The organism is Micromonospora sp. WMMD987 (genome assembly GCF_029581435.1).
Taxonomy (GTDB): domain Bacteria; phylum Actinomycetota; class Actinomycetes; order Mycobacteriales; family Micromonosporaceae; genus Micromonospora; species Micromonospora rifamycinica.
Window position 1 is genome coordinate 353,175 of record NZ_CP120861.1, and the last position, 23,194, is coordinate 376,368.

Genomic DNA, 23,194 nt, shown 5'->3' on the forward strand with positions numbered 1-23,194 from the left:
TATGGCGGAATGCGCATCCGACCCGTGGGCCGGCACGCCCTGCTGCTCGACTGCGACCACCCCGGCCAGGTGGAACAGTGGCGGGCCGAGCTGTGGCGCCGCCGCGCGGCCGGTGACCTGAGCGCCACCGAGATCGTCCCGGCGGCCGGCACCGTCCTGCTCGACGGGGTGCCCGACCCGGAGTCCGCGGCCGCCCGGATCGCCGGCTGGACCCCCGCCCCGGTCACCACCACGGCCGGCACCGCGACCCTCGAAATCCCCACCGTGTACGACGGGGAGGACCTTCCCCTGGTCGCCGGGCACTGGAGGCTGACCGTGCCCCAGGTGGTGCGCCGCCTGGCGGACACCGAGTTCCGGGTGGCGTTCTGCGGCTTCGCCCCCGGCTTCGGTTACCTGACCGGGCTGCCCCCGCGGTACGCGGTGCCCCGCCTGCCCACCCCGCGCCCCCGGGTGCCCGCCGGGTCGGTCGCCCTCGCCGGGCCGTACGCGGGGATCTATCCCACCGCCTCGCCGGGCGGCTGGCTGCTGGTGGGGCGGACCACGCTGACCCTGTTCGACGTGTCCGCCGACCCGCCGGCCACCCTCACCCCCGGTACCCGGGTCCGGCTGGTGACGGTGTGATCGAGGTACGGCGGGCGGGGCCGCGTACCACCGTGCAGGACCTGGGGCGGCCCGGCTGGGCGCACCTCGGCGTACCCCGGTCGGGGGCGCTCGATCCGGCGGCGCTGGCGTTGGCGAACCGGCTGGTCGGCAACCCGGCGGACACCGCCGGTCTGGAGCTGACCCTCGGCGGGTGCGAGCTGCGGCTGACCCGGGCCGGCACGGTGGCGGTGACCGGGGCCGACGTCGACGTCCGGGTCGACCGGCGGCCCGGTGACGTGGGCCGACCGCTCGCGGTCCCGGCGGGGGCGGTGCTGCGGATCGGCCCACCCCGGCACGGGCTGCGCAACTGGCTGGCGGTCGACGGGGGGATCGCCGTCGACCCGGTGCTCGGCAGCCGCGCCACCGACACCCTCTCCGGCCTCGGCCCACCCCCGGTCCGCGACGGCGACCGGCTCCCGCTCGGCCCGCCGGCCGGACCGCCCGCACCGGTGGACTTCACCGTCGGCCGACCGGTGCCGACGGAGCTGTGGCTGGCCCTGCGCCCCGGCCCGCGCGCCGACTGGTTCACCGCCGGGGCGATGGAACTGCTGCTCGGCACGGCGTACACGGTGAGTCCGGTGAGTGACCGGGTCGGTGCGCGACTGGTCGGCGCGGCGCTGCCCCGCGCGGTGGCCGGTGAGCTGCCCAGCGAGGGAGTGGTGCTCGGCGCGGTGCAGGTGCCCGCCGACGGCCAGCCGTTGATCTTTCTGGCCGACCATCCGACCACCGGCGGCTACCCGGTGATCGGCGTGGTGGACGACGTGACCGGGCTCGCGCAGGCCCGACCGGGGACTACGGTGAGGTTCCATGGACCTCAACGCTGACCTCGGCGAGGGATTCGGCATCTGGCGGCTCGGCGACGACGAGGCGCTGCTCGACCTGGTCACCTCCGCCAATGTGGCGTGCGGCTTCCACGGCGGCGACCCGTCGACCATGCGGCGGGTCTGCGCCGCCGCCGCCGAACGCGGCGTCGCGGTCGGCGCGCAGGTCGGCTACCGGGACCTGGCCGGCTTCGGCCGCCGGCACATCGCGTACGGCTTCGACGAGCTGCGCGACGAGGTGACCTACCAGCTCGGGGCGCTCGACGCGTTCTGCCGGCCGTACCGCACCCGGGTCCGCTACCTCAAGCCGCACGGCGCGCTCTACCACGCGGCGGCCACCGACGAGGTGCAGGCCGCCGCCCTGGTCGCGGCGGTCAGCGGGTACGACCACGAGCTGCCGATCCTGTGCGCGCCCGGCTCCACCCTCGCCCAGCTCGCCGTCGGCGCGGGACTGCGGGTGGTCGCCGAGGGCTTCGCCGACCGGGGTTACCTGCCCAACGGGACGCTGGTGCCGCGTACCGCGCTGGGCGCGCTGGTCACCGATCCGGAGGAGGTGGCGCTGCGGGCGGTCCGGATGGCCACCGAGCGGACGGTGGTGGCGGTCGACGGGACCGTCGTGCCGTGCCCGGTCGCCTCGATCTGCCTGCACGGGGACAGCCCCGGCGCGGTCGCCTCGGCCGCCCTGGTGCGGGCCGCGCTGATCGAGGCCGGGGTCACCCCGACCCCGTTCGCCTGACGGCTCGCGGTCAGGCGTCCAGGCCGCGCAGCACCAGCGGAACCCGGGTCGCGCCGTCGCCTGCCACCCGGACCGGGACGCCCCAGTCCTGCCGGGTCAGGTGGCAGGCGGCGTGCTCGACGTCGGCGTCGCAGGTGGCGGCCTGGGCGGTCACCTGGAGCACCCCCTGCGGCACGGCCGGGTCGATGACCAGCCGGCGGGACAGCTCGGTGCCGGTGCCCGCCCCCTCGACCAGCAGCTCCGGCGGCGAGGCCGAGACGACCAGCCGGGTCGACGGCCCGTACGTCTCGTCCAGCTTCTGCCCCGGCGCCGGCGTGAAGATCACCTCCAGGGTCACCTCGCCGGCCGCGACGTCGGTGGGTTGACGTTCCAGCCGGTGCCGGGGACCGTCCACGGTGTCCGCCCCGGCGGCGGTCAACGCGCCCGGGGCGAGCCGGGTCAACCGGTGCGCGGCCGACTCCACCACCAGCACCCCGCCGTCGGCGGTGAGCACCAGGTCGCTCGGCTCGGCCAGCCCGTCGGCCACCGTGGCGACCAGGCCGGTCGCCGGGTCGAAGCGGCGGACCGCGCCGTTGTAGGTGTCGGCGATCAGCACCGAGCCGTCGGGCAGCGCGCACACCCCCAACGGATGCTGGAGCAACGCCCGGTCGGCCGGCCCGTCCACGTGCCCGAAGTCGAACAGTCCCTGCCCGACGGCGGTGCCGAGCACGCCGTTCTGCACGTACCGGATGGCGCTGGTTTCGCTGTCGGCCACCCACAGCCGCGCGCCGTCGGCCGAGACGGACAGGCCGGACGGCTGGGCCAGCCACGCCTCGGTCAGCGGTCCGTCGCGCAGCGCCTCGACGGTGGTGCCCGCCCACATGCCGGCGGTCCGCTTGACCGGATCGAACCACCAGAGCTGGTGGATGCCGGCCATCGCCACGATGATCCGGTCGTCGTACCAGGCCAGGTCCCAGGGGGAGGAAAGGTCGACGGAGAGCGCGTCGTGGGCGTGGTCGTCGACCGTGGAGCGCCACTGCCGGCCGGTGCCGGCGACCGTGGTCACCTCGCCGGTGTCCAGGCGTACGCCGCGCAGCAGGTGATTGACGGTGTCGGCGACCAGCAGGTCGTAGCCGGCGACCTCGGCCACGTGTGGAGGCAGCAGGCAGAGCCCCTGCGGTTCGGCGAAGCCCGCCGAGGCGGCCGGCCCGTCGACCCGACCCCGCTCACCCGAGCCGATCCGCCGGACCAGCGTCTCGCCGTCCGGGGCCAGCTCGACCAGGCTGTGCCGGGCCGAGTCCGAGACCAGCAGGTTCCCACCGTCGAGCAGCACGGCCTTGCCGGGGAAGCGCAGCGTCGTCTCGGGTGGCGTCGGCGGCACGTACGGCCCGTCGCCCCGGTGCAGGGTGCCCTTGGCCTCGTGGGTGGCGATCAGGTCGTCGAGCAGCCGGACCAGCCCCTCGGCGTGACCCTCGCCGGCCATCGTGGCGACCACGTAACCCTCCGGGTCGACCACCGCCAGGGTGGGCCACGCCTTCGCCGCGTACTGCTGCCACATGTCCAGCTCGGGGTCGTCGAGCACCGGGTGGTGCACGCCGTACCGCTCGACGGCGGCGGCCAACGCGGCCGGGTCCTTCTCGTGCTCGAACTTCGGCGAGTGCACCCCGACGACGACCAGCACGTCGGCGTACTTCTCCTCAAGCGGGCGCAACTCGTCGAGCACATGCAGGCAGTTGATGCAGCAGAAGGTCCAGAAATCCAACAAGGCGATCTTTCCCCGCAGGTCGGCGAGCCTCAGCTCCCGCCCACCCGTGTTGAGCCACTGCCTGCCCCGCAGTTCGGGGGCACGTACGCGCGGTGTCGTTCCCATGCCCGTCAGCCTGCCACGTCACCCCGGGGCGGGCCGGGCATCGTGACCCGGCCGACGCATCGGCGCTTGCTAGCCCGCGCCGCCCTCGTTGCGCTCTCGGCGTTTCGCGGCGTAGGCGCGGACCTCGATGGCGTCCCAGATCCGGCCGACGGTCAGGGTGTCGATCGGGGCCGGAAAGTCCGGGCGGTCGACCAGGATCGCGGCGCGCTGGCGGGAGACGCCGAGATAGTCGGCGACCTCCGAGAGGGCCATCACACGCACGGTCGGACCATCCGGTGACACGGGTAGGCAACCTGTCACCGAGGGGGTTGACGACCTGCCTACGGGTCCGCCAAGGTTGAGCCTATGCCTCTACGCAGAGCGACCGAGCCGATACCTACTGATCTCGTCCACCGACGCCGCCGATGGTCCCGCGCATGCGTCTGTGGTCTTCGGTGGCGGCACTGCCCGGATCGCACACGGAGTCCGGAGCCGGCCGAGCCGACTCCTCTGCGCCCGGGATGGGCGAACGAGCCGACCCGCGCCTACCCGCAGCCCGGCCGGGGATCATGGGCGACGCGGGGTCAGGCGCACCATGCCAATGTGGGGCGGCACTGGTGACCGCCCACCGGCCGCAGCGTCCGGCGTGGTGCTGCGCGGCATGCCAGCAGCCGTATCCGTGTCCCGAGGCGCGGAAGGTTCTCGCGGCGGGGGATCTGTGGACAGCCCAGAGCTACCTGGCGAGCCTCTTCGTGACGGCAGTGGGTGATCTTCCGACGGTGCCGGTGGTGGATCTGTACGCCAGGTTTCTGCTGTCGGTGCCCGTCCGGGGCTCCAGAGCGGACCGTAGCCGTACCGGTTCTTCTGGCGGCCGTCTACGTGATCTGTGGTGACGGTGACCGGCCTCGGCGGTCAAGGTGGATACCAATCAGATGGTTCGGGTATTCGAGTAGCTGTTTATTTGGCGATCGACGGAAAGGGTGGCCTCGACGTGTGCCAGCAGGGTTTCATATACCTCGTCTGACACGGCTGCCCCACCGTCGGCGGAATAGTCGCATATCCTGGCGAGGTCTGGCAGGATGCCCGGCGCTAGTTCCGGACGCCTGCGGGACACATTGATCAGCGCGCTCTTGGCTTCGTAGCGTATCTGAAAACTGCTATCTACCAACAGTTTCAGAAGCAGGTTCTGAATTTCTCTGGAGGGCGTCGCGTAGCGAAACAGCCTTACTGCGACCGACCGCGTCTCCCCCAGTTCGGCCGTGGTGGCCAGGGTGGTCAGTGCCGTGGTGGCCCGTTCGGTGAGTGTGCCGGTTTCGGCCAGCGTCCGGATCGCCTGGATCTGTATGCGTGGTTGAGCGTGGGTGGTGGCGAGAGTGGCCAGTGCCGTGGTGACCGGTTCGGTGAGGACACCGGCTCCGGCCAGCGCCCGAATGGCTTGGAGCCGTATGTGCGGGTTGGCATGGGTGGTGGCGAGGGTGGTCAGTGCGGTGGTGGCCGGTTCGGTGAGTGCGTCGGCTGCGGTCAGCGCCCGGAACGCCGCGATCTGTACGTACGGGTCGGGGTGGGTGGTGGTGAGGGTGGTCAGTGCGGTGGTGGTGGGGTCCGCGAGTGGGCCGGCTGCGGTCAGCGCCCGGATCGCCTGAATCTGCACGTCCGGGTCAGGGTGGGTGGTGGCGAGGGTGGTCAGTGCGGTGGTGGTGGAGTCCGTGAGTGCGTCGGCTGCGGCCAGCACCTGGATCGCCTCGATCTGTATGTACGGCTGGGTGTGGGTGGTGGCGAGGGCGGTCAGTGCGGTGGTGGCCGGTTCAGTGAGTGCGCCGGCTGCGGTCAGCGCCCGAAATGCCTCGATCTGTACGTACGGCTGGGTGTGGGTGGTGGCGAGGGTGGTCAGTGCGGTGGTGGCCGGTTCGGTGAATGCGCCGGCTTCGGTCAGCGACCGAATCGTCTCGATCTGTACGCGCGGGTTGGTATGGGTGATGGCGAGCGTGGTCAGTACGGTGGTGGCGGTTCTGGTGAGAGCGCCGACGTCCGCCAACGCCCAGATCGCCTGGATCTGGACGTCCGGGTCGGGGTGGGTGGTGGCGAGGGTGGTCAGTGCGGTGGTGGCTGGTTCGGTGAATGCGCCAGCTTCAGCCAGCACCCGAAACGCCTCGATCTGTATGCGTGGTTGAGTGTGGGTGCTGGTGGCGACGGCGGTCAGTGCGGTGGTGGCGGGTTCGCTGAGCGCGCCGACGTCGGCCAGCGCCCGGAACGCCTCAACCTGTACGCGCCAGTAGGCGTGGGTGGTGGCGAGGGTGGTCAGTGTGGTGGTGGTGGGTTCGTTCAGTGCGCCGAGTCGGGCAGCGATGGCCGCAAGCTGGCACCAGCGCAGCAGAGTGACATCACCCGAAGGGACGGCACGGCTGTCCAGGGCAGCGCGGAATCGATCAGCGGCTCTGGTGCCGCCCAGCGCCGCGAACCGTTCCGACAGGGCGACGCGGTAGGCGGCGAAGCGGCATCGGCTGTGCTCCTGGTCGAACCACTCGTCGACCGCCTGGGTGATCACCGCGTCGATGGTCGACGTCTTCAGCGGCGTGTCGTCGGCCAGCACCCGGAGCATGAACAGGAAGTCCCGGCCGAGGAGTTCCTCGTACGGGCTCGGATCGCCCTCGGCCGGATAGACCGCCTTGGCCACCACCTCGTCGATCTGTTCGACGTAGTCGGTGCCGATCAGGCCGAGCGCGAGCAGGATCGGCTCCTCGTAGCGCGGGTCGTGCAGCCGGCGGCGGATCTCGCTGATCCGGTCGGTGGCCGAGCCCCGGAACGCCAGCGCCCGGCCGGCGTAGTACTCCTCGAAGGTCAGGTGGGCGAAGCCGTAGCGGCCGGGAGCACGCTCGACCAGCAGGCCGGTGTGCGTGTCGGCCTTGTCGACGAAGTCGAGCACCCCCAGCCCGGCGTCGGTGCGCAGCGGGTCGGCGGCTTCCAGCATGCGTCGATCCCACCCGGTGCCCTGGTGAGTTGCCCACAATGGGCCGAGGACGTCGAGTAGTTCCAGCCGGGTGGCGGCGCCCTCCGGGCGGTGCTCGTGCATCCACCAGCCCAGCTCGGTCAGCCACCGGGTCAGGATCCGCTCGTCGGGCAGGTCGGCCTCGGCGACCCCCTGGGCGCTGCGCCAGGTGCGCCCGAGCGCGTTGCACACCTCCACGTACGCCTCGACCCGCCGGTGCGGGAGCCGGCCGCTGGCCCGGTGCACCAGCACCAAAGCGGTCAGCAGCAGGGGGTTGGCGGCCAGCCGGCGTACCCCGGCGTTGGTGGTGAGGGCCTGTTCGATCGCGGTGGCCTCGCGTGCGCCGGCCAGCCGGGTGGCCTCGGCGGACCGGCCCGGGGTTTCGGCGCGCTCGACCTCGCGGCAGTAGACGTCGAGGAACCGGGTGATCGTCGGGTCGTCCATGTCCTGGAGCCGCACCGCGCGGAACGGGTCCGGCAGCGGGGCGGCCTGGTAGCCGGCGATCCGGCTGGTCACCACGAACCGGTTGCCCTGCCGGGCATGGGCGGTCACGAAGTTGGCCACCGCCGTGACCACGCCCCGGCGCAGCTCCGCCGAGGCAATCTCGTCCAAGCCGTCCAGCAGCACCAGGCAGCGGCCGGCGTCGAGCTGGCGGCGTAGCAGGTCGGCCAGCCCCGGCAGGGTGCACTCGGCGCGGCGGAGCTGGCCGGGCAGGAACTCGCCGATGCCCACCTCGGGATACCCCTGACGGGCGTACTCGCCGATGCGAAGGTAGATCGGGAACAGCGCACCCCGGCCCTGGACCTGCTCGCCGGCGATCAGCGCCCGGGCGTGGGTCAGGGCCAGGTAACGCAGCAGGGTGGTCTTGCCCGTTCCCGGGTCGCCCAGAACCAGCAACTGGGCGGCGTCGCGGACCGCGTCGAGCACCGGCTGCCGGGCCGGCTGGTCGGTTTCGGCGGCGAACCGGTGGCCGTACTCCGTCTGCAACCGGTCGAGGGCTGCCTCGAAACCGGTGTGGTCCAGCGTTCCCTCGGCCACCCGGGCGGCCAGCCGCTCCCGCTCGCGCTCGAACCAGGCCCGCGCCCGGTCGCCGGGATTGCGGTCCCGCTGCGCCTGCAACCCGACGAACACCTCGCCCAACGGAAGCTGCACGGTGGTGTTCCGGACCACCCCCACGGTACGCAGGTAGCGGTGCTGGTCGATCAGCCAGCGTAGGTAGGCGATCCGGTCGTCGTCGGTGGCGTCGACCGCGCCCAGGTGCTCGGCGATGCGGCTGGTCGCCTGGGCGGTCGACGCGGCATCGGAGCGGCCGAGCATCCCCTGGAGGGCCGTCTCGCGGCGTACCTCGGCGGCCAGCCCGTCGAGCAGGGCCTTGAACGCCGGCCGCAGCAGGCCGATCCGGTCGTACCGTTCGTCGTCGGAGGCGGCCGGCCCCAACGCGTCGACGGCCCGTTCCGCCAGCCGCACCGGCGAGGGCGGCACGCCGGGGACGAGTACCTTCGCCAGCTCGGGAGCGCCCTCGTGCGCCCAGAAGCCGTCGTTGATGTCGAACTCGGCCAGCCGGTCGCCGTACGACCGGTTCAGCTCGGTGAGGGCGCGGCGCAACGCACGCTCCAACGCCTTGTGCTCCGGGTCTCCCCAGACGCGGGCCTTGACCCCCTTGGCGGCGGCGGTGCCGATCTCCTTGCCGACCTGCGACAGGATCGACTTCGCCAGCGCCGTGGCCAGCGCGACAGGGTCCATGGCCGGCAAGTCTAGGCAGACCGACCACAAGGGATAGTCGTATAGCCGACCGGGGCCTGGTCAGGGGGTCAGGTCGACGGTGACGGTGACCCGGCCCCGGTCGTCCCGGCGGGCCACCCCGTGCCCGGCCCGGTCGACCCCGTCGAGGTTCAGCGAGATCGGGCCGCCCGCGCCCAGGAAGTTCCGCCACCACTGCTTGGCGTCGGGCATCGCGACCTGGATGACCACCTCATCACCGGTCTGCCGGTACGCGACGGGCGTGCTGAACGTCCGTCCGGAACGGCGACCGGTGTAGGTGACCACGGCCAGGTGCCGCCGGAGGAACCGCCCCCAGCGTGGCGAGGACCGCAGTGCCATGATCCGGGCGTTGAACGACCGGGCGAATCCCGAGGGGAACGATCCTCGATGACCCATTCGGGCCTCCGTCGTCGATGTGAAGCCTCTGCTCCGACCGTAACACCGACCGGTCCCGGGAACCTGAGGGAGAGTCACGAGCTCTGTCCGCTGCCGGGCCGGGAAGTGATGTCGGCGTACACCGGTATGCCTGTCAGTCATGTTTATGCCTGTCAGGCATACCGCTCTCTCCGGAAACGGTGGGTCGCCGACGCCGCGCCCGGAGGAGCGAGGCGTGGGTCGTCGCCGCCGTGGGATGTGTGGGTCGTCGTCACTCCCGGAAGCCGTGGGATGTGGGTCGTTGCTGCGTGGGGAGGGGCGCGGTCGTGGGGTCGCCGCGGTGTCGGGACGGCGGCGGTCACGACGAGCCGCGCGGGAGGGTCCGACCCTGCCCGCGCGGCCCGGACGGGAGGGTCAGCAGCGACCGACCATCGTCTTCACGTCGTAGGTGGTGTTGACCCAGGTGTCGGCCACGTAGCCGGTCACCCCCGTCGCCGGGTTGGTGATCCGGTCCCAGGTGGACGACGGCCAGTAGCCGCCACTGACGTACTCGCCGAAGGTGTAGCAGGAGATGTTCACCGTCGCGCCGTAGTTGACGGAACCGGCGATGCCGTAGGTGGTCCCCGGCCCGGTCCGGATGTTGAGGGACGGGTTGGCCAGGATCGTGCCGGTCACGCCGGTCGGCGGGTTACCGCCGCCGAGGCGGGCCACGGCGGCCTGCGCGGCGGACAGGTAGCCGGCGTACGCCCCGTTGTTGTACGTCGACCAGGGCTGCCAGTTGCTGCCGCCGCTGGAGATGCTGTAGGCGGCGTTGGCATTGCACTGGGCGTTGTAGGCGCAGCTGTCGGTGACGGTGGGGTGGTAGCAGTTGTTGATCTGCCACAGCCCCCGGTCCAGCGAACCGTTCGAGCAGCCGGCGGTGGGGCCGTTGCTGCCCACCGCCGACGGGTTGCAGGAGGACTCGGCCATCGCGACGGCCACAGCCGTGACCAGCGGGTTGTTCCGGAATCCGGCGGCCTGGGCGACCTGCGCGCACAGGTCGATGCCGACCGCGTTGACGCCCACCCGGTTCGCCTTCGCGCCGGTGGCGGGGCCGCCCACACTGGCCGGTCCGGCCTGGTCGTCGGGCCGGGGAGCCGGCGCGGTATGGGCGGCCGGGGCGGTGGTGGTGGGCGCGGCGGTGGCGGCGGCGGGCATGGTGCCGGCACCGGCCACGGCGACCAGCACCAGGCCGAGGGCCAGCCGCAGCGCACGCCGGGCGGCGGGGGTGGGAAGGGGGAGACGCATCATGATCCTTTCGGCGGACGACCGGAGGGGAGTCGGGCCGGGTGGGGGCGTCAGCGCCCGGTCCACTCCGGATCGGCATAGGACCAGCCGAGGTACGGCGCACCGGGCCAGGTCAGCGACACGCGGCGGACGGTGGCCGCCGAGGTGATGTAGTTGCCGTTGCCCTCGGAGAGCATCACGTGGCCGTAGTACCCGTTGATCGACGCGGCGGCGTAGAAGACCAGCGCGCCGGACGGCGGGGTGCCCGTGGTGCGGATCATGCCGCGCGAGAGCAGCGCGTTGTAGTGCACGATGGCGGACGCGTAGCCGCTGGCGGCCCGACCGTAGGCGTGCCCGACGAAGTTGTCGCACCAGCCGTCCCACGCGTGGTTGGAGTCGCCCAGGTCCCCGTTGGTGTACGCCTGGCCGATGACCGACCGGGCCCAGGCCATGGCCCGGTCCTCCCGGGTGCCGGTGGGCGGCGGGGTGGTGGTGCACTCCGGCTCACCGGGCAGGTACTGGTTGAACCCCGGGGTGTTGGTGTAGTAGTCGCTGATCCAGCCACTGGCCGGGGCGCTGATCCGGTGCCAGACGGAGTTGCCGGAGATGTTGCGTCCGCGTACCGCGCACTCGGCGGTGAATCCGGTGCCGTCACCGAGGACGGCCACCGTGCCGGCGTTCGCGTCGTACGGGCTGGTGCGCACCATCAGGCCCGCGCCGCCCGTGCCGGCGACGCTGTAGCCGGTGATGCCGGCGAACGACGGCGAGGCCGTACCCACCAGGACCATCGCCGTGACGCCGCAGGCGGCGAGGACCCGTCCGACGAGCCTCGGCAGCCGTCGACGGGGCGTCGTCCCCGAGGCGTTCGTGCCGTTCGTGTGGTACACGCGGTTCTCCTGTCGAGAGATCGGCACCGCCCCGGGACCGGCGCGGTGTTCCCGTCGGACGGTGACCCGGGTGATCCGTGTGTCCGGGGCGAACGTCGATACCGAACCGTTCGGATGCGTGCCCCACTCGACACTCCCCGTGAGATCATATTCACCGGCACCTATCAGGCGGGTGGCTGCTCCGGGGTCGATCCTGTCGTGACGCCCGCCTGTAAAGCACTGGCATGACGGACGTTGACACCAGGGTTTACACGCAGGGGAGGGTTCATGACGGGGCGAAGCGGACGACCCGACGGCCAGGTGCCCGGCGATACCCGGGACCACGACGGCGACACGCGGCACCGTGAGTTCGTCGCCGACCTCGCCCGGCTGCGGCGCGACGCCGGGCAGCCCTCCCTGCGGAAGATGTCCACGACCGCGCACTACTCGCACACCGCCCTGGCCGGCGTGCTGTCCGGCACCCGGCTGCCGTCGCTGGAACTGACCATGGCGTTCGTCCGGGCCTGCGGTGGGGACGAGGAGGCCTGGCGGGCCCGCTGGCACCGGGAGGCCGAACCGGACCACCGAGCCGAACGGGACCACCGAGCCGAACGGGACCACGGAGCCGAAGCGGACCACCGAGCCGAAGCGGACCACCGAGCCGAAGCGGACCACGGAGCCGAACCGGGCCAGGGGGCCGAACCGGCCACGGGACGACCGGCGGCGCAGCGACCGACGTCGACGCGGCGGCCGGTGCTGGCCCGCTGGGCGCTGGCCGCGACGGCGGGCCTGACGGTGCTCGTCGCCGGCTCTGTCGTTCCGCTGCTGGTCGGCACGGATATCGGCCCGGACCGACGGGCGGACCGGCCCACGGACACCTCGACCCCGGCACCCACGACCGCCGCCGTCGCCGTCGCGGACGGGGCGGACCCGCAGGAGGCGCGCTGTCAGGTCGACGCGCTCAGCGTGGAGACCGTCCCCGTCCCGGATCCCGACCCGAAGCAGCCGGCCTACGGGAGTCTGACGCTGCGCCACTCACCGCGCTGCCGGGCGGCCTGGCCGCTCTTCGTCTCCACCGAGCGGGTGCCGACCGGGGCGACCGTCCGGCTGGCCGCCACCCGCCCGTCCGACGGGGCGGCCAGCCGGTTCGACTATCCGTACATGGTGAAACGCCAGGTCTACAGCGTGTTCGGCAACGTGCTGCGGACCACCGAAGGCTGTGTGTCGGTCACCGTGGATATCACCGCGGCGGACAATCGCCGCCTGCTGGCGAGCGCGCGGACCCCCTGCGTACGACTCGGTGCCCGGACATGACACCGCCCCCCGCGTCCACGCGGGGGGCGATGGTCGGCCTGCGGTCAGACGTGCTGGGTCTCGGTCGTCGAGGGGTGCAGCTCGGCGGTGGTTTCGGTGACGAACCGGCCGGTGCTCGCACTGCGGTTGACCTCGCGGTCCCCGCCGCCGCCGACCTGCTCGGTGGTCGTGTGCCGGGGCTCCCGCTCGGTGGTGCTCTCGGTGACGAACCGACCGCTGCGGGCGCTGCGGTTGACCTCGTGCTCGTTGCCGGCCATGGGGGACCTCCTCGGGCTCAACGTCTGCGTGCCCTCAAGACTGCCCCGTGCGCGGCTCCCGAAACACCGACGGCGGGGCACGGTCGACCGTGCCCCGCCGTCGTACGTCGTTACTGCGCGGCGGCCGGCTTCAGGCAGAGCACCCGGTCGACCCCGCCGCCCTGGAGCACCACGTGCGGCTGGGTCGGGTCGGTGCACTTCTCCTTGGCGTCCACCTTGGAGACGACCGTGAAGGCACCCGGTTCGCTACAGCCCGCCGCGCTCGCGCCGGTGCCGGACTGCTTGACGCAGGAGCCGACGGCCGGGTTGAACGGGGCCGGCTCGTCGTCCGCACCGATCTTGCCGAGGAGCATCAGCAACCCCAGCGGGACGGCCAGGATCAGCACCGCCACGATCAGCACCAGGGCGAGCACCCGACCGTTACGCACCTTCGGCGTGGGCTGCTCGGCCTTCTGCTCCGGCTCGGTCTCCGGCTTGAACGCGTCGAAGCGCCCGTGCTCCGCATCGGACTCGACCGGCCAACTGGCGGTGCCGGGCTGCTGCCCGGCCGGACCGAACTGCTGACCAGCGGGCGGGAACTGCTGACCCGCGGGCGGGAAGGGCGACGCGTACCCGCCGTGAGCCGGGTCGTGTGCCGGGTGGCCGTATCCCGGCACGGGCGCGGTACCCGCCGGGGCACCGCTGGTCGGGCCGCCGCTGGTCGGGCGGCTGCCGAACGGTTCGGCGGGCTGGTCGGTCGGCCCGTGCGGCCGGGTGCCGTTCATCGGCCGGTTGCTGCCGGCCGGGTCGGCGAAGGCCGGGATGCCGCCGCCGAACGCGGGCGGGGCGGACGAGGGCTTCTCACCGCCGAAGCCGTGCGCCCGGTCCTGGTCGTCGAACCGGGACCGCTCAGGGCCGTCGAACGCGGGGTGCTCCGGGCCGTCGAACCGGGACTGCCCGGGACCGTCGAACCGGGGCCGGTCCTGGTCGTCGAAGTGGGAGTCGTGGTCGGGACGCGGGGCGTCGTGCTCCTCGGCCTCGTCCGCCGGCTCCGGGCGGGCCGGTCGCCCGTACACCCGGGGCTGCGGGACCACCGGACCACCCGGACGTGCCCCCTGGTCGGACGGGGGTGCGACCCGGCTGGCCGTCGGCACCGAGGCGCTGGCGGAGGCCCGGCCGACGGCGCCGGAATCCCCGCCGTCGGCGGCCGGCACCGGGGCGCGACCGGGACCGTCGGACTCGGGCGCGGTCCGCTGGGCGGGCAACACCGGCGCGGCCGACGGCGGCTGCTCTGCTGCGCCCCAGCCGCCCGCCTCGCGGCCGTGCGGCTGCTGCTCGGGGCCGCTCTGCTGGGCCGGCGGCACGTAGTCGGCCGGCGGCGCGGCGGCCAGGCTGGCCCCGGGGACGCGCTGCTCCTGCGGCGGGAGCGGCACCGCATTGGCCGGTGAGATGCCGGGGGCCGGCCCCGGCTGGTAGATCGGCTGGTCGTCGCCGCGACGTGGCTCCCAGCCGCTCTCGGCGGGCTGGGCGGCGGGCTCGACGCGGCCCCACGCCTGCCCGGGTGCCCACGGTTCGGCGTCCGGCACCACCGGACGTTCGACACCCGCCCGGTGCGGCGGCTGCGGGTCACCGGCCCAGGCGGGCGGACCGTCCGGTGCGGCGACCGACGTGGAGGCCCGGGCGGGCAGCTCCGGTGCCGGCCAGGCCGCCCCGGCCTCGGGACGCTCGTCCGGGGAGGGTACGGCGGCAGCACCCCGGGAACCGGCCTGTGGCGTCGGCCACTGCTGGCCCGGTGCCGGGTCGTCCTGGCGCGGCTGGTCGTCGTGGCCTGCCGCGGCGGGCCAGGAGTCGGGGGCCGGCTGTTCGCGGCGGCCCTCCCAGCGGGCCGTGGCGGGCTCGTCCGGTGCCCACTGTGGTGCCCGGTCGTTCGACGAGCCGTTCGGCCAGTCACCGGAGCGGCCAGCGTCGTCCGGGCCGGGCCGGTTGGCGGGCCAGCCGCCGGCCCGGGCCGGGTCGTCCCCGGTGGACCAGCCCTCGGCCGCCGGAGCGTCGGCCGGTGGCACCTGGGTACCCCCCTGGCCGCCGGCCTCCGGCTGCGGCCAGGCCGCGGTCTGGTTCGGAGTCTCCGGCTGTGGCCAGGGCGCGGTCTGGTTCGGAGCGTCCGGCTGCGGCCAGGGCGCGGTCTGGTTCGGCGCGTCCGGCTGGGCCGGTACGGGCACCGAGGCCCGACCGGCGGGACGGGGTGCCCCGTCGGGCTGGGACGCGGTGCCGGTCGCCCAGCCGCCGGAGTTGCCCGGCGCGTCCTGGGGGCCGCCCGGCCAGCCGTCCCGGGTCGGGGCGGCCCCGGCCCGGTCGTCGGCGGACCAGCCGTTGCCCCGGGCGGCGTCGACCCGGTCGTCGGTCGGCCAGCCACCGGCGCGGGGCGCGTCCTGCGCGGGTGCGGGCGCGGTGCCCCAGCCGTTGGCGCCGGGGATCGCGTCGTGCGGCGCGGAACCCTGGGCGGGCCAGCCGGCGGGCGCGGCCGGAGCGGGGTCGGGCGGGGCGGACCAACCGCCGCCGGCCGGGTTGTCGGGCTGCGGCACCCGGGCGGCACCACGGGCACCGGGCTCGGGCGGTGCCCAGGCCGGTTGTCCGGGCTGCCCGGCCCAGGCGGGGGACGTGGCACCGGCCGGCGGGGTCCACGCCTCGGTCGGCTCGGACTGCCGGGGAGCCTGCGGGCTGCCCCAGGCCGCCGGCTGGGCGGGAGGGGACCAGGACGGGCCGTTCGGCTCGGCCCGAGCGGTGGGGGGTGGCGGCGCCCAGCCCAGGTCGGGTGTGGCGGGGACGCCGTACCCGGGGTCCTGCTGCGGCTGCCGGTCGCCGTAAGACGCCGGTCCCCCGGAGCCCGGCGGCACCTCGTCCGGCTCCTGGCCGGGGCGATGCTGGCCCTCGGACGTCATGGGTGCGCCTCCTCCATCACATGTCGGCCGCCGATGCCGTCCGTCCGGTCGGCTGTGTCACCGGTGCCCGGCCGGTTCGGCCGTGCGGGCTCCCCGCACGGTATCCGGTTCGCGCGCGGGGCACCCAGGGAGCACCGGCCGTCACTCCGCGTCGCCGGACGGTGTCGATCGGCATCCATCCGGCGCGATCGGTGTCCAGGTCGGCGGGTGGCGACCGGAACCACCGTACCGGGCGTCGTGGCGAGGTGGAATCCCGGTCTCAACGGGTCCGGAACGCCGATGACCCGCCCGGGGTCCGGGCGGGTCATCCTCGTGTTTTGACCGTTGTGTGGGCAGGGTGGTCTGGCGGTGTGGTGTGGGTGTTCGTGGTGGTGTGGTGTGGGTGTTCGTGGTGGTGTGGGGGTGGGGTGTTATTTGCCCTTGTGGATGGCGTTGCGGCGGATGACGGGGTAGCGGGTTCGGCGTTTGCGGCGTTTTCCGGCGGGGCGTCCGGGTCCGGGGTGTCCGGGTTTCGGGTGGCCTGGTGGTTGCCAGGCGTTGCGGAGAGCGGGCGAAACCTGTCGGCGGGTCTGGCCGGGGGTGGGGGTTGTGGTGGTGGTGGGTTCCCAGGGCAGCCGGTGGTGGGTGAGGTGGGTGCGGGTGCAGAACAGGTGGAGGTAGGCGTAGGCGTGTAGGCGGAGCCAGGTGGTCAGGGTGTCGGGTTGGCGGGGGTGGAAGTCCGGGGCGTGGGCGGTGGTCTTCAGGTGGCGGAAGTAGTGCTCGATGTCGTAGCGGGTCAGGTAGGTCATGACAAGGGTGAGTAGGTCGCGGCGGGTGCCGGAGTACCAGAGTGCGAGGTCGCCGGCGCGGCGGCTGGGGCGTAGGTGCTGGACCCGGGCGAGGAGCACGGTGCCTTCCACGATCGGGAGGGTGGTCTGGCCGGTGAATCCGCGGCTGGCGCGGGTGAGTTTGGGGTGGACCTGGTGCCAGGCCCGGACGGTGACGGTGCCGTAGATGTCGAGTGGTCCGCTGACACCGGCGTCCGGGGTCAGGTCGGGTTCGCGCAGGGTCAGCCGGAATCCGTGTCGGCGGGGCCGGCCTCCGAGTGGGTGGGCGGCCCGGTGTTCGGGTCTGGTCCACATGGTCTGCGAGGTCGCGAGTCTGACCAGGACGTCCGCGGGAATCCTGCGTTCGCGGATCAGGTGGGTGATCCGGGCCGCGGGATAGCCGGAATCGAGGAGGAACAGCGACGGGTCGCCCGGGCGGGCGCCGTCGGCTGCGCAGATCTGTGCGATGTGGCCGACGGTGACCTCGACCAGGTCGTCGTCGGAGGTGATGCGGTCGGCCAGGACCGGCACGACCCACGAGTCCGGGGTCAGCGTCAACCGGACGACGTGCTGATACCGCCACCCGGTCTTGATCAGCGCCGCACCACGCGGGCCGCCTGGGGTGTACTGCGGTTGCCGGTCCGGGCTGGTGGCTGCGTTCGGCCGGGGCCACGCGGTGGTATCGACGGCATACACCCGGGGCAGACCGGACCGAGCGGCGATCCGGCACGCCGCCCGCAACGCCCGGCCGGTATCGATCTCGCCGTCGCGTAACGCCCGGTACGCCGCGGCGTGCCCGGTGACCGTGCCCAGCGACAGATGCGCCGGGCAGCCACACCGTCCCTGGTCCGCGGCCAGCTCATCGACCAGCGAGAACAACGTCCTCGACCGCGACACGAGGACACCCTCGTACAACTCCCGCCGCCACGCATCCAACAAGATCCGGCCCAGCTCGCTGTCACCGGCACCGGTAGCCGCTACGCTCCTCATCGAGAACCCTGCCCATTGATGATCTTTGTGTGAGAACTCAGATCATGGACAGGGTTCTCCCTGTTCCGCTAGACCTCGACCACCACAAATCCCCACGATGGTCAAAACACGAGGATGACCCGCCCGGGGTCCGGGCGGGTCATCGATCTGGAGGAGGGAGAGGAAGGTCGGTGCCGGGTCAGCTCATGTGACGCTGGGCGATCGCGATGATCTCGTCGCGGACCGCGGGCGAGTTGGCCGAGCGCAGCGCGTGCTCGATGGCACGGGCCCGACGGGTGGCGTCACGACGGGTGCGGATTCGCTCGATCATGCTCATGGTGTTTCTCCTCCGACTATTCGGTTGTCAGCCCCTTGATGACTCCATTGAACACCGATCGGCCGTCGTTCGCCATCGATTATTAGGTGAGCTGAGACACCTGCCTAAGGATCGAAGGTTCACAAGAGGCGTGGGTCACTGTTTCTTCCCCCAATAGCAACGGCCGGTGTGCCGGAGGTTCACCCCGGGCACACCGGCCGTCACCGGACGGTCACCGTCGTCAGGTCCAGGCGAGCAGCGCCGCCTCGGGGTCGGCGAGGAAGTCCCCGATGTCCCGGAGGAACTTCGAGCCCAACTCGCCGTCGATGATCCGGTGGTCGAAGGAGAGCCCCAGGGTGGTCACCAGGCGTGGCTTGACCTTCCCCTTGTGCACCCAGGGCAGTTCGCGGACCGCTCCGAACGCCAGGATCGCCGACTCGCCCGGGGGCAGGATGGGAGTGCCCGTGTCCACCCCGAAGACCCCGACGTTGGTGATCGTCAGGGTGCCGCCGGACATGTCCGCCGGGGAGGTCCTCCCCGCCTTCGCCGTCTGAACCAGCGCGGTCAGCGCGTCCGCCAGCTCGCGCAGCGTGAGCCGGCCGGCGTCCTTGACGTTCGGCACGATCAGACCGCGCTCGGTGGCCGCCGCGATGCCCAGGTTGACGTACTCCTTGACGACGATCTCGTCGCCGGCCCAGGTCGAGTTGACCATCGGGTGCCGACGGACGGCCAGCAGCACCGCCTTCGCGACCAGCAGCAACGGCGAAACCCGCACGTCACGCCACTCCCGACGGTCCCGCAGCCGGTCCAGCGCCTTCATGGCCCGGGTCACGTCCACGGTCAGGAACTCCGTGACGTGCGGAGCGGTGAACGCCGAGCGGGCCATGTTCTCGGCGGTGAGCCGGCGTACCCCCTTGACCGGGATACGCTGCTCGCGATCCGCGCCGAAGCTGGCCCCCGAGGTGCCCGACAGCGTCCCCGCCGCGCTCCCCACCGAGGCCGTGCCCCCCGCCACGACCATGCCACCGGCCACCGCGCCACCGGACACCGTTGTGCCGGCCGCCGTTGTCCCGGCCACCGCCCGCTGGACGTCCTCCCGGGTGATCGAACCGAGCGGACCAGAACCGACCAGCACCCCCAGATCGACCCCGAGGTCCTTCGCGAGCTTCCGCACCGGCGGCTTCGCCAACACCGGCCCCCCCGCGCTCCGTCGATCATGGACTCGTGGTGCCGAATTTGCGGTAACTGGGGCAGTTTTGTCCCCCACCACAACTCCATGATCGGCTGGGGCTGGGGCTGGGGCTGGGGCTGGGGCTGGGGCTGGGGGTGGGGGTGAGAGGGAGGGGGAAGGGGTGGGGGTGGGGGAGGGTGGGGTGGGGGGTTTGCGGGGGCGGCGTTTGGCGGGGGCGTTGCGGGGGCCGTAGCCGACCAGGACGGCGGTGCGGCCACCCGGGGCGACGCCGCCGATCAGGCCCGGCTCGACCATGCCCTCGGCCGGGGCGACCTGCACCGCGGCCAGTGACGCGGCCGACGGGGTGGGCAGGTCCGGCGTGGCGGTGGCGGTGGTGGACTCGGCGATCGGGCCGGCACCGGGGTCGGTGTCGATCGCGATGATCGGGGTGCCGACCTCGACGGTGCTCCCCTCCGGGTGGAAGATCGACCGCACCTCGCCGGCCCATTTCGCCGGGATCTCGACGGCCGCCTTGGCCGTCTCCACCTCGACGATCGGCTGGTTCAGCTCGATGACGTCGCCCACCTTGACCAACCAGGCGAGGATCTCACCCTCGGTCAGGCCCTCGCCCAGGTCGGGCAGGTTGAACTCCTTGATCCGGGACATCGCGCTCACCAGCCGAAGGTGCGGTCGACGGCGTCGAGCACCCGGTCGAGGTCGGGCAGGTACTCCTCCTCCACCCGGCTGGCCGGGTAGGGGGTGTCGAAGCCGGTGACCCGCAGCACCGGGGACTCCAGGGAGTAGAAGCACTCCTCGGTGATCCGGGCCGCGATCTCCGAGCCCAGCCCCAGGTTGCCCGGGGCCTCGTGGACGACGACGCACCGGCCGGTGCGCCGTACCGACTCGTAGACGGCGGTCAGGTCCAGCGGGGAGAGGGTGCGCAGGTCGACGACCTCCAGCTCCCGGCCGTCCTCGGCGGCGGCGGTCGCCGCGTCCAGCGCGGTGCGCACCATCGGGCCGTACGCCAGCACGGTCGCGTCGGTGCCGGGCCGCACCACCCGGGCGGCGTGCAGCGGGTACGCCCCGGACAGCGGGGCGTCCAATTCGACCGGACCCTTCTCCCAGTAGCGCCGCTTCGGCTCCAGGAAGACGATCGGGTCGTCCGAGGCGACGGCCTGCTGGATCATCACGTACGCGTCCTGCGGGTTGGCGCAGGTCACCACCTTCAGGCCGGCGGTGTGCGCGAAGTACGCCTCCGGCGACTCGGAGTGGTGTTCCACTGCGCCGATGCCGCCACCGTAGGGAATCCGGATCACCATCGGGATGGTGACCTTGCCCTGCGAGCGGTAGTGCATCTTGGCGACCTGGGACACGATCTGGTCGTACGCCGGGTAGACGAAGCCGTCGAACTGGATCTCGCAGATCGGCCGGAAGCCCCGGATGGCCAGGCCGACCGCGGTGCCGATGATGCCGGACTCGGCCAGCGGGGTGTCGATCACCCGCTGGTCGCCGAAGTCCTTCTGGAGACCGTCGGTGATCCGGAAGACGCCGCCGAGCTTGCCGACGTCCTCGCCCATGATGACGACCTTCGGGTCGTTCTCCAGCGCCCGGCGCAGGCCGGTGTTGAGGGCCTTGCCGAGGGTGAGCGTCTCCGTGGCCATCAGTGTGCGCTCCCCTCGAACGACTCCAGGTACCTGCTGAACTGCGCCCGCTGCGCGTCCACCTCGGGGGAGCCGTGCGGGTAGACGTGGTCGAACATCGACACCGGGGCCGGGTCGGGGAGTTCGAGCACCCGTTCGCGCAGGTGCACCGACTCGGCGCGGGCCTGCTCGTCGACCTCGGCGAAGAAGTCGGCGTCGGCGATCTGCTGCTTGTCGAGGAACGCCTTCATCCGGGCGATCGGGTCCTTGGCCTGCCAGGCCTCGACCTCGCTGGCGATCCGGTAACGGGTCGGGTCGTCGGAGGTGGTGTGCGCGCCCATCCGGTAGGTGAACGCCTCGATCAGGCTGGGCCCCTGGCCGAGCCGGGCGTTGTCCAGCGCGTGCCGGGTCACCGCGTACGACGCGAGCACGTCGTTGCCGTCCACCCGGACGCCGGGGAAGCCGAAGCCGCCGGCCCGCCGGTAGAGCGGCACCCGGGTCTGGCGCTCCAGCGGCTCGGAGATGGCGTACTGGTTGTTCTGGCAGAAGAAGACCAGGGGGGCGTTGAAGACGCTGGCCCAGACGAACGCCTCGTTGACGTCGCCCTGGCTGGTGGCGCCGTCGCCGAAGTAGGCGATCACCGCCTCGCCGTCCTCGGTGCCGGTGCGGCCGTCCATGTGGACGCCCATGGCGTACCCGGTCGCGTGCAGGGTCTGTGCCCCGATGACGATCGTGTACATGTTGAACTTGAACTCGTTCGGATCCCAGCCGCCCTGGTCGACGCCACGGAACAGGCCGAGCGGCATGATCGGGTCGATGCCCCGGCAGTAGAGGACGCCGTGCTCCCGGTAGGTCGGGAAGGCCATGTCCTGGCTGCGCAGCGCCCGCCCGGAACCGACCTGGGCCGCCTCCTGGCCGAGCAGCGAGGCCCACAGGCCCAGCTCGCCCTGCCGCTGCAACGCGGTCGCCTCGGCGTCGAGCTTGCGGACCAGGACCAGGTCGCGGTAGAGGCCGCGGTACTCCTCGTCGGTGAAGTCGACGCGGTACTCGGTGCCGTCTGGACCGACGGCGCTCTCGATCCGCTCGCCGGTCGGGGTGAGCAGTTGTACGAGTTCCGGCTCGCCGGTCGCGGCGGCTCGCCGGGACCGGGGTGCGGCTCGCCGGCCGCGGCTGGAGACCGCAGGGTCGCCCTTTGCCATCCGTCTCTCCCTGTCGTGTCTGTGCCCGAGCCGGGGGGTCACCCGTCCGCGCACAACGTGCGCCGGCCCGGCTGTTGCCGGACTGGTTCCTGGCGGCCGTGCCTAGCCCCGGTGGGGGTTGCCGTACGGCCTGAGCCGGATCCAAGGTCGAACCCGGTTCGGGAGCTGCGGCGACCAGCTACGCCTGCCACGGGGTACGCGGAGGTGCGGCTGCGTTGCCGTCGTGTCTGAATGATTGCAGAGGTGGTGAGCGGCCCCACAGTATGGTCCTCCGGCCGGTGGTGGCATGTCCGCTTCACGACCCGTGGACCTTTTTGTCGTGGCGGGCCTCCGGCCCGACGGACTTTTTGTGTGTCGACACGCCCCGGTGCCTGGTGAACTGGGCGTCACTGGGTCAAGCTGACCGGTAACGGTGGGCGTTTAGTGAAGAATGTCCGTTCAGCTTCCGCTGTCCGCCGACGATCGCGTCCGGGTCGACGAGGGGTGGTGCGGTGTCCGAACATGGTGACGGTCCTCCGGTACCGCTCCTCGGTCGGCACCGGGCCGGCGGCGGCAGCTACCGGCGGCTGACCGGCGTCCACCGCGCCCCCGGTCCCGCCGGGCCGCACCGCGGCTACCTGTTCACCGTCGCTCTGCTCGCCGGGGCCGCCTCGATGCCCGTGCTCGCCGCGATCAGCAGCGGATCAGCCACCGTGGGCAGCACCGCGCTCCCCGGTGGCGGCACCCCGTTCCTGCCCACCCCGTCGGTCGGCCCGGTGGTCGTCCCGGTGCCCGCCACCGGCCAGCCGGCCCTGCCGCCGACGGCACCGACGGGCGCACCGACCCCGTCCGCGCCGGCCGCCGCCCCGCCCACCGGTCCCACCCACCGTCCCGTTCCACCGCCGCGGGCACCCGCCGCCACACCACCGCCGATCCGCCGGACGTCCGCGCCCGATGTTCCGTCCCACCCGACACCCACCGCGGCACCCACCGCCGTGCCGAGTGTGGACCCGAGTCCGAGCGCCGCACCGACGACCACCTGCTCCGAGCCGCCGCCGGACCCGTCGCCGACCGCCGCGCCCTCCGGCACGCCGACGCCCGAACCCGAACCCGAGCCCACGGCGGCCCCCGAGCCGACGCCGACGCCCGGACCCACCCCCACGCCGGGGTCCACCGCGACGGTCGGTCCCCGCCCCACCGTCACCGTCACCCTGGTCCCCACCGCACGCCCCCGGCCCTCCGTGACGGCGGTCCCGGCCGACACCCCCCGCGCACGGGACGGGGCACGTCCGGTGCGCCGGACCGGCTCGTCCCCGGCCCGCCTCCCGGCCCCGGCCGCCGGGC

At 72.9% G+C, this 23,194-nt stretch carries 18 protein-coding genes; 4 read left to right on the forward strand and 14 right to left on the reverse strand.

Features of this window, described 5'->3' with window-relative positions:
• Nucleotides 1–9 precede the first annotated feature (9 nt).
• Genes O7612_RS01560 through O7612_RS01570 form a run of 3 tightly spaced genes read left to right on the forward strand, consistent with a single transcriptional unit; the run spans nt 10 to nt 2,199 of the window.
• On the forward strand, nt 10–621 hold the full coding sequence (locus O7612_RS01560) for an allophanate hydrolase subunit 1 (RefSeq protein WP_282269788.1): 612 nt from the start codon (nt 10–12) through the stop codon (nt 619–621).
• Entirely contained in the window at nt 618–1,466 is an 849-nt protein-coding gene (locus O7612_RS01565) for a biotin-dependent carboxyltransferase family protein (protein WP_282269790.1), read from the forward strand. The genes O7612_RS01560 and O7612_RS01565 overlap by 4 nt, the downstream gene beginning before the upstream one ends.
• On the forward strand, nt 1,450–2,199 hold the full coding sequence (locus tag O7612_RS01570; RefSeq protein ID WP_282269792.1) for a 5-oxoprolinase subunit PxpA: 750 nt from the start codon (nt 1,450–1,452) through the stop codon (nt 2,197–2,199). Before O7612_RS01565 ends, O7612_RS01570 begins: the two co-directional genes overlap by 17 nt.
• Before the next feature lie 10 nt (nt 2,200–2,209).
• On the opposite strand, the gene O7612_RS01575 is transcribed toward O7612_RS01570, so the two are convergent.
• The 6 genes from O7612_RS01575 to O7612_RS01600 all read right to left on the reverse strand — a co-directional run bounded on the left by O7612_RS01575 (nt 2,210) and on the right by O7612_RS01600 (nt 11,302).
• Complete coding sequence (locus O7612_RS01575; RefSeq protein ID WP_282269793.1) at nt 2,210–4,048, reverse strand: NHL domain-containing thioredoxin family protein; 1,839 nt, start codon at nt 4,046–4,048, stop codon at nt 2,210–2,212.
• A gap of 69 nt (nt 4,049–4,117) precedes the next feature.
• Entirely contained in the window at nt 4,118–4,300 is a 183-nt protein-coding gene (locus tag O7612_RS01580; protein WP_282269794.1) for a hypothetical protein, read from the reverse strand.
• Between the two features lie 655 nt (nt 4,301–4,955).
• Entirely contained in the window at nt 4,956–8,756 is a 3,801-nt protein-coding gene (locus O7612_RS01585) for a HEAT repeat domain-containing protein (protein ID WP_282269797.1), read from the reverse strand.
• 60 nt (nt 8,757–8,816) lie between these two features.
• On the reverse strand, nt 8,817–9,170 hold the full coding sequence (locus O7612_RS01590) for a hypothetical protein (protein ID WP_282269799.1): 354 nt from the start codon (nt 9,168–9,170) through the stop codon (nt 8,817–8,819).
• A 393-nt stretch (nt 9,171–9,563) separates the two neighbouring features.
• On the reverse strand, nt 9,564–10,436 hold the full coding sequence (locus O7612_RS01595; RefSeq protein ID WP_282269802.1) for a transglycosylase SLT domain-containing protein: 873 nt from the start codon (nt 10,434–10,436) through the stop codon (nt 9,564–9,566).
• Between the two features lie 50 nt (nt 10,437–10,486).
• A complete protein-coding gene (locus O7612_RS01600) occupies nt 10,487–11,302 on the reverse strand; it encodes a hypothetical protein (protein ID WP_282269804.1) in 816 nt (271 codons plus the stop codon).
• 267 nt (nt 11,303–11,569) lie between these two features.
• Here O7612_RS01600 and O7612_RS01605 point away from each other — a divergent pair, with 267 nt between their 5' ends.
• Nucleotides 11,570–12,595, forward strand: coding sequence for a DUF2690 domain-containing protein (locus O7612_RS01605; protein WP_282269805.1), 1,026 nt, complete (start codon nt 11,570–11,572; stop codon nt 12,593–12,595).
• 44 nt (nt 12,596–12,639) lie between these two features.
• Here the strand turns inward: O7612_RS01605 and O7612_RS01610 are convergent, their stop codons facing one another.
• From O7612_RS01610 to O7612_RS01645, 8 genes are all read right to left on the reverse strand, one after another.
• On the reverse strand, nt 12,640–12,852 hold the full coding sequence (locus tag O7612_RS01610; RefSeq protein ID WP_282269807.1) for a hypothetical protein: 213 nt from the start codon (nt 12,850–12,852) through the stop codon (nt 12,640–12,642).
• Nucleotides 12,853–12,962: 110 nt separating this feature from the next.
• A complete protein-coding gene (locus tag O7612_RS01615) occupies nt 12,963–15,770 on the reverse strand; it encodes a hypothetical protein (RefSeq protein ID WP_282269809.1) in 2,808 nt (935 codons plus the stop codon).
• Between the two features lie 410 nt (nt 15,771–16,180).
• Nucleotides 16,181–17,566: a hypothetical protein gene (locus tag O7612_RS01620; protein WP_282267338.1), complete on the reverse strand. Its 1,386-nt coding sequence runs from the start codon at nt 17,564–17,566 to the stop codon at nt 16,181–16,183.
• A gap of 178 nt (nt 17,567–17,744) precedes the next feature.
• Entirely contained in the window at nt 17,745–17,882 is a 138-nt protein-coding gene (locus O7612_RS01625) for a hypothetical protein (protein ID WP_172898419.1), read from the reverse strand.
• Between the two features lie 220 nt (nt 17,883–18,102).
• Entirely contained in the window at nt 18,103–19,698 is a 1,596-nt protein-coding gene (locus O7612_RS01630) for a dihydrolipoamide acetyltransferase family protein (RefSeq protein ID WP_282273754.1), read from the reverse strand.
• Between the two features lie 5 nt (nt 19,699–19,703).
• Nucleotides 19,704–20,693, reverse strand: a complete 990-nt coding sequence (locus O7612_RS01635; RefSeq protein ID WP_282269812.1) for an alpha-ketoacid dehydrogenase subunit beta — start codon at nt 20,691–20,693, stop codon at nt 19,704–19,706.
• The gene (gene pdhA / locus O7612_RS01640) at nt 20,693–21,871 is read right to left on the reverse strand and encodes a pyruvate dehydrogenase (acetyl-transferring) E1 component subunit alpha (RefSeq protein WP_282269814.1); all 1,179 of its coding nucleotides are present in this window, start codon (nt 21,869–21,871) and stop codon (nt 20,693–20,695) included. The genes O7612_RS01635 and pdhA overlap by 1 nt, the downstream gene beginning before the upstream one ends.
• Before the next feature lie 613 nt (nt 21,872–22,484).
• A complete protein-coding gene (locus tag O7612_RS01645) occupies nt 22,485–23,048 on the reverse strand; it encodes a hypothetical protein (protein ID WP_282269816.1) in 564 nt (187 codons plus the stop codon).
• Nucleotides 23,049–23,194 lie beyond the last annotated feature (146 nt).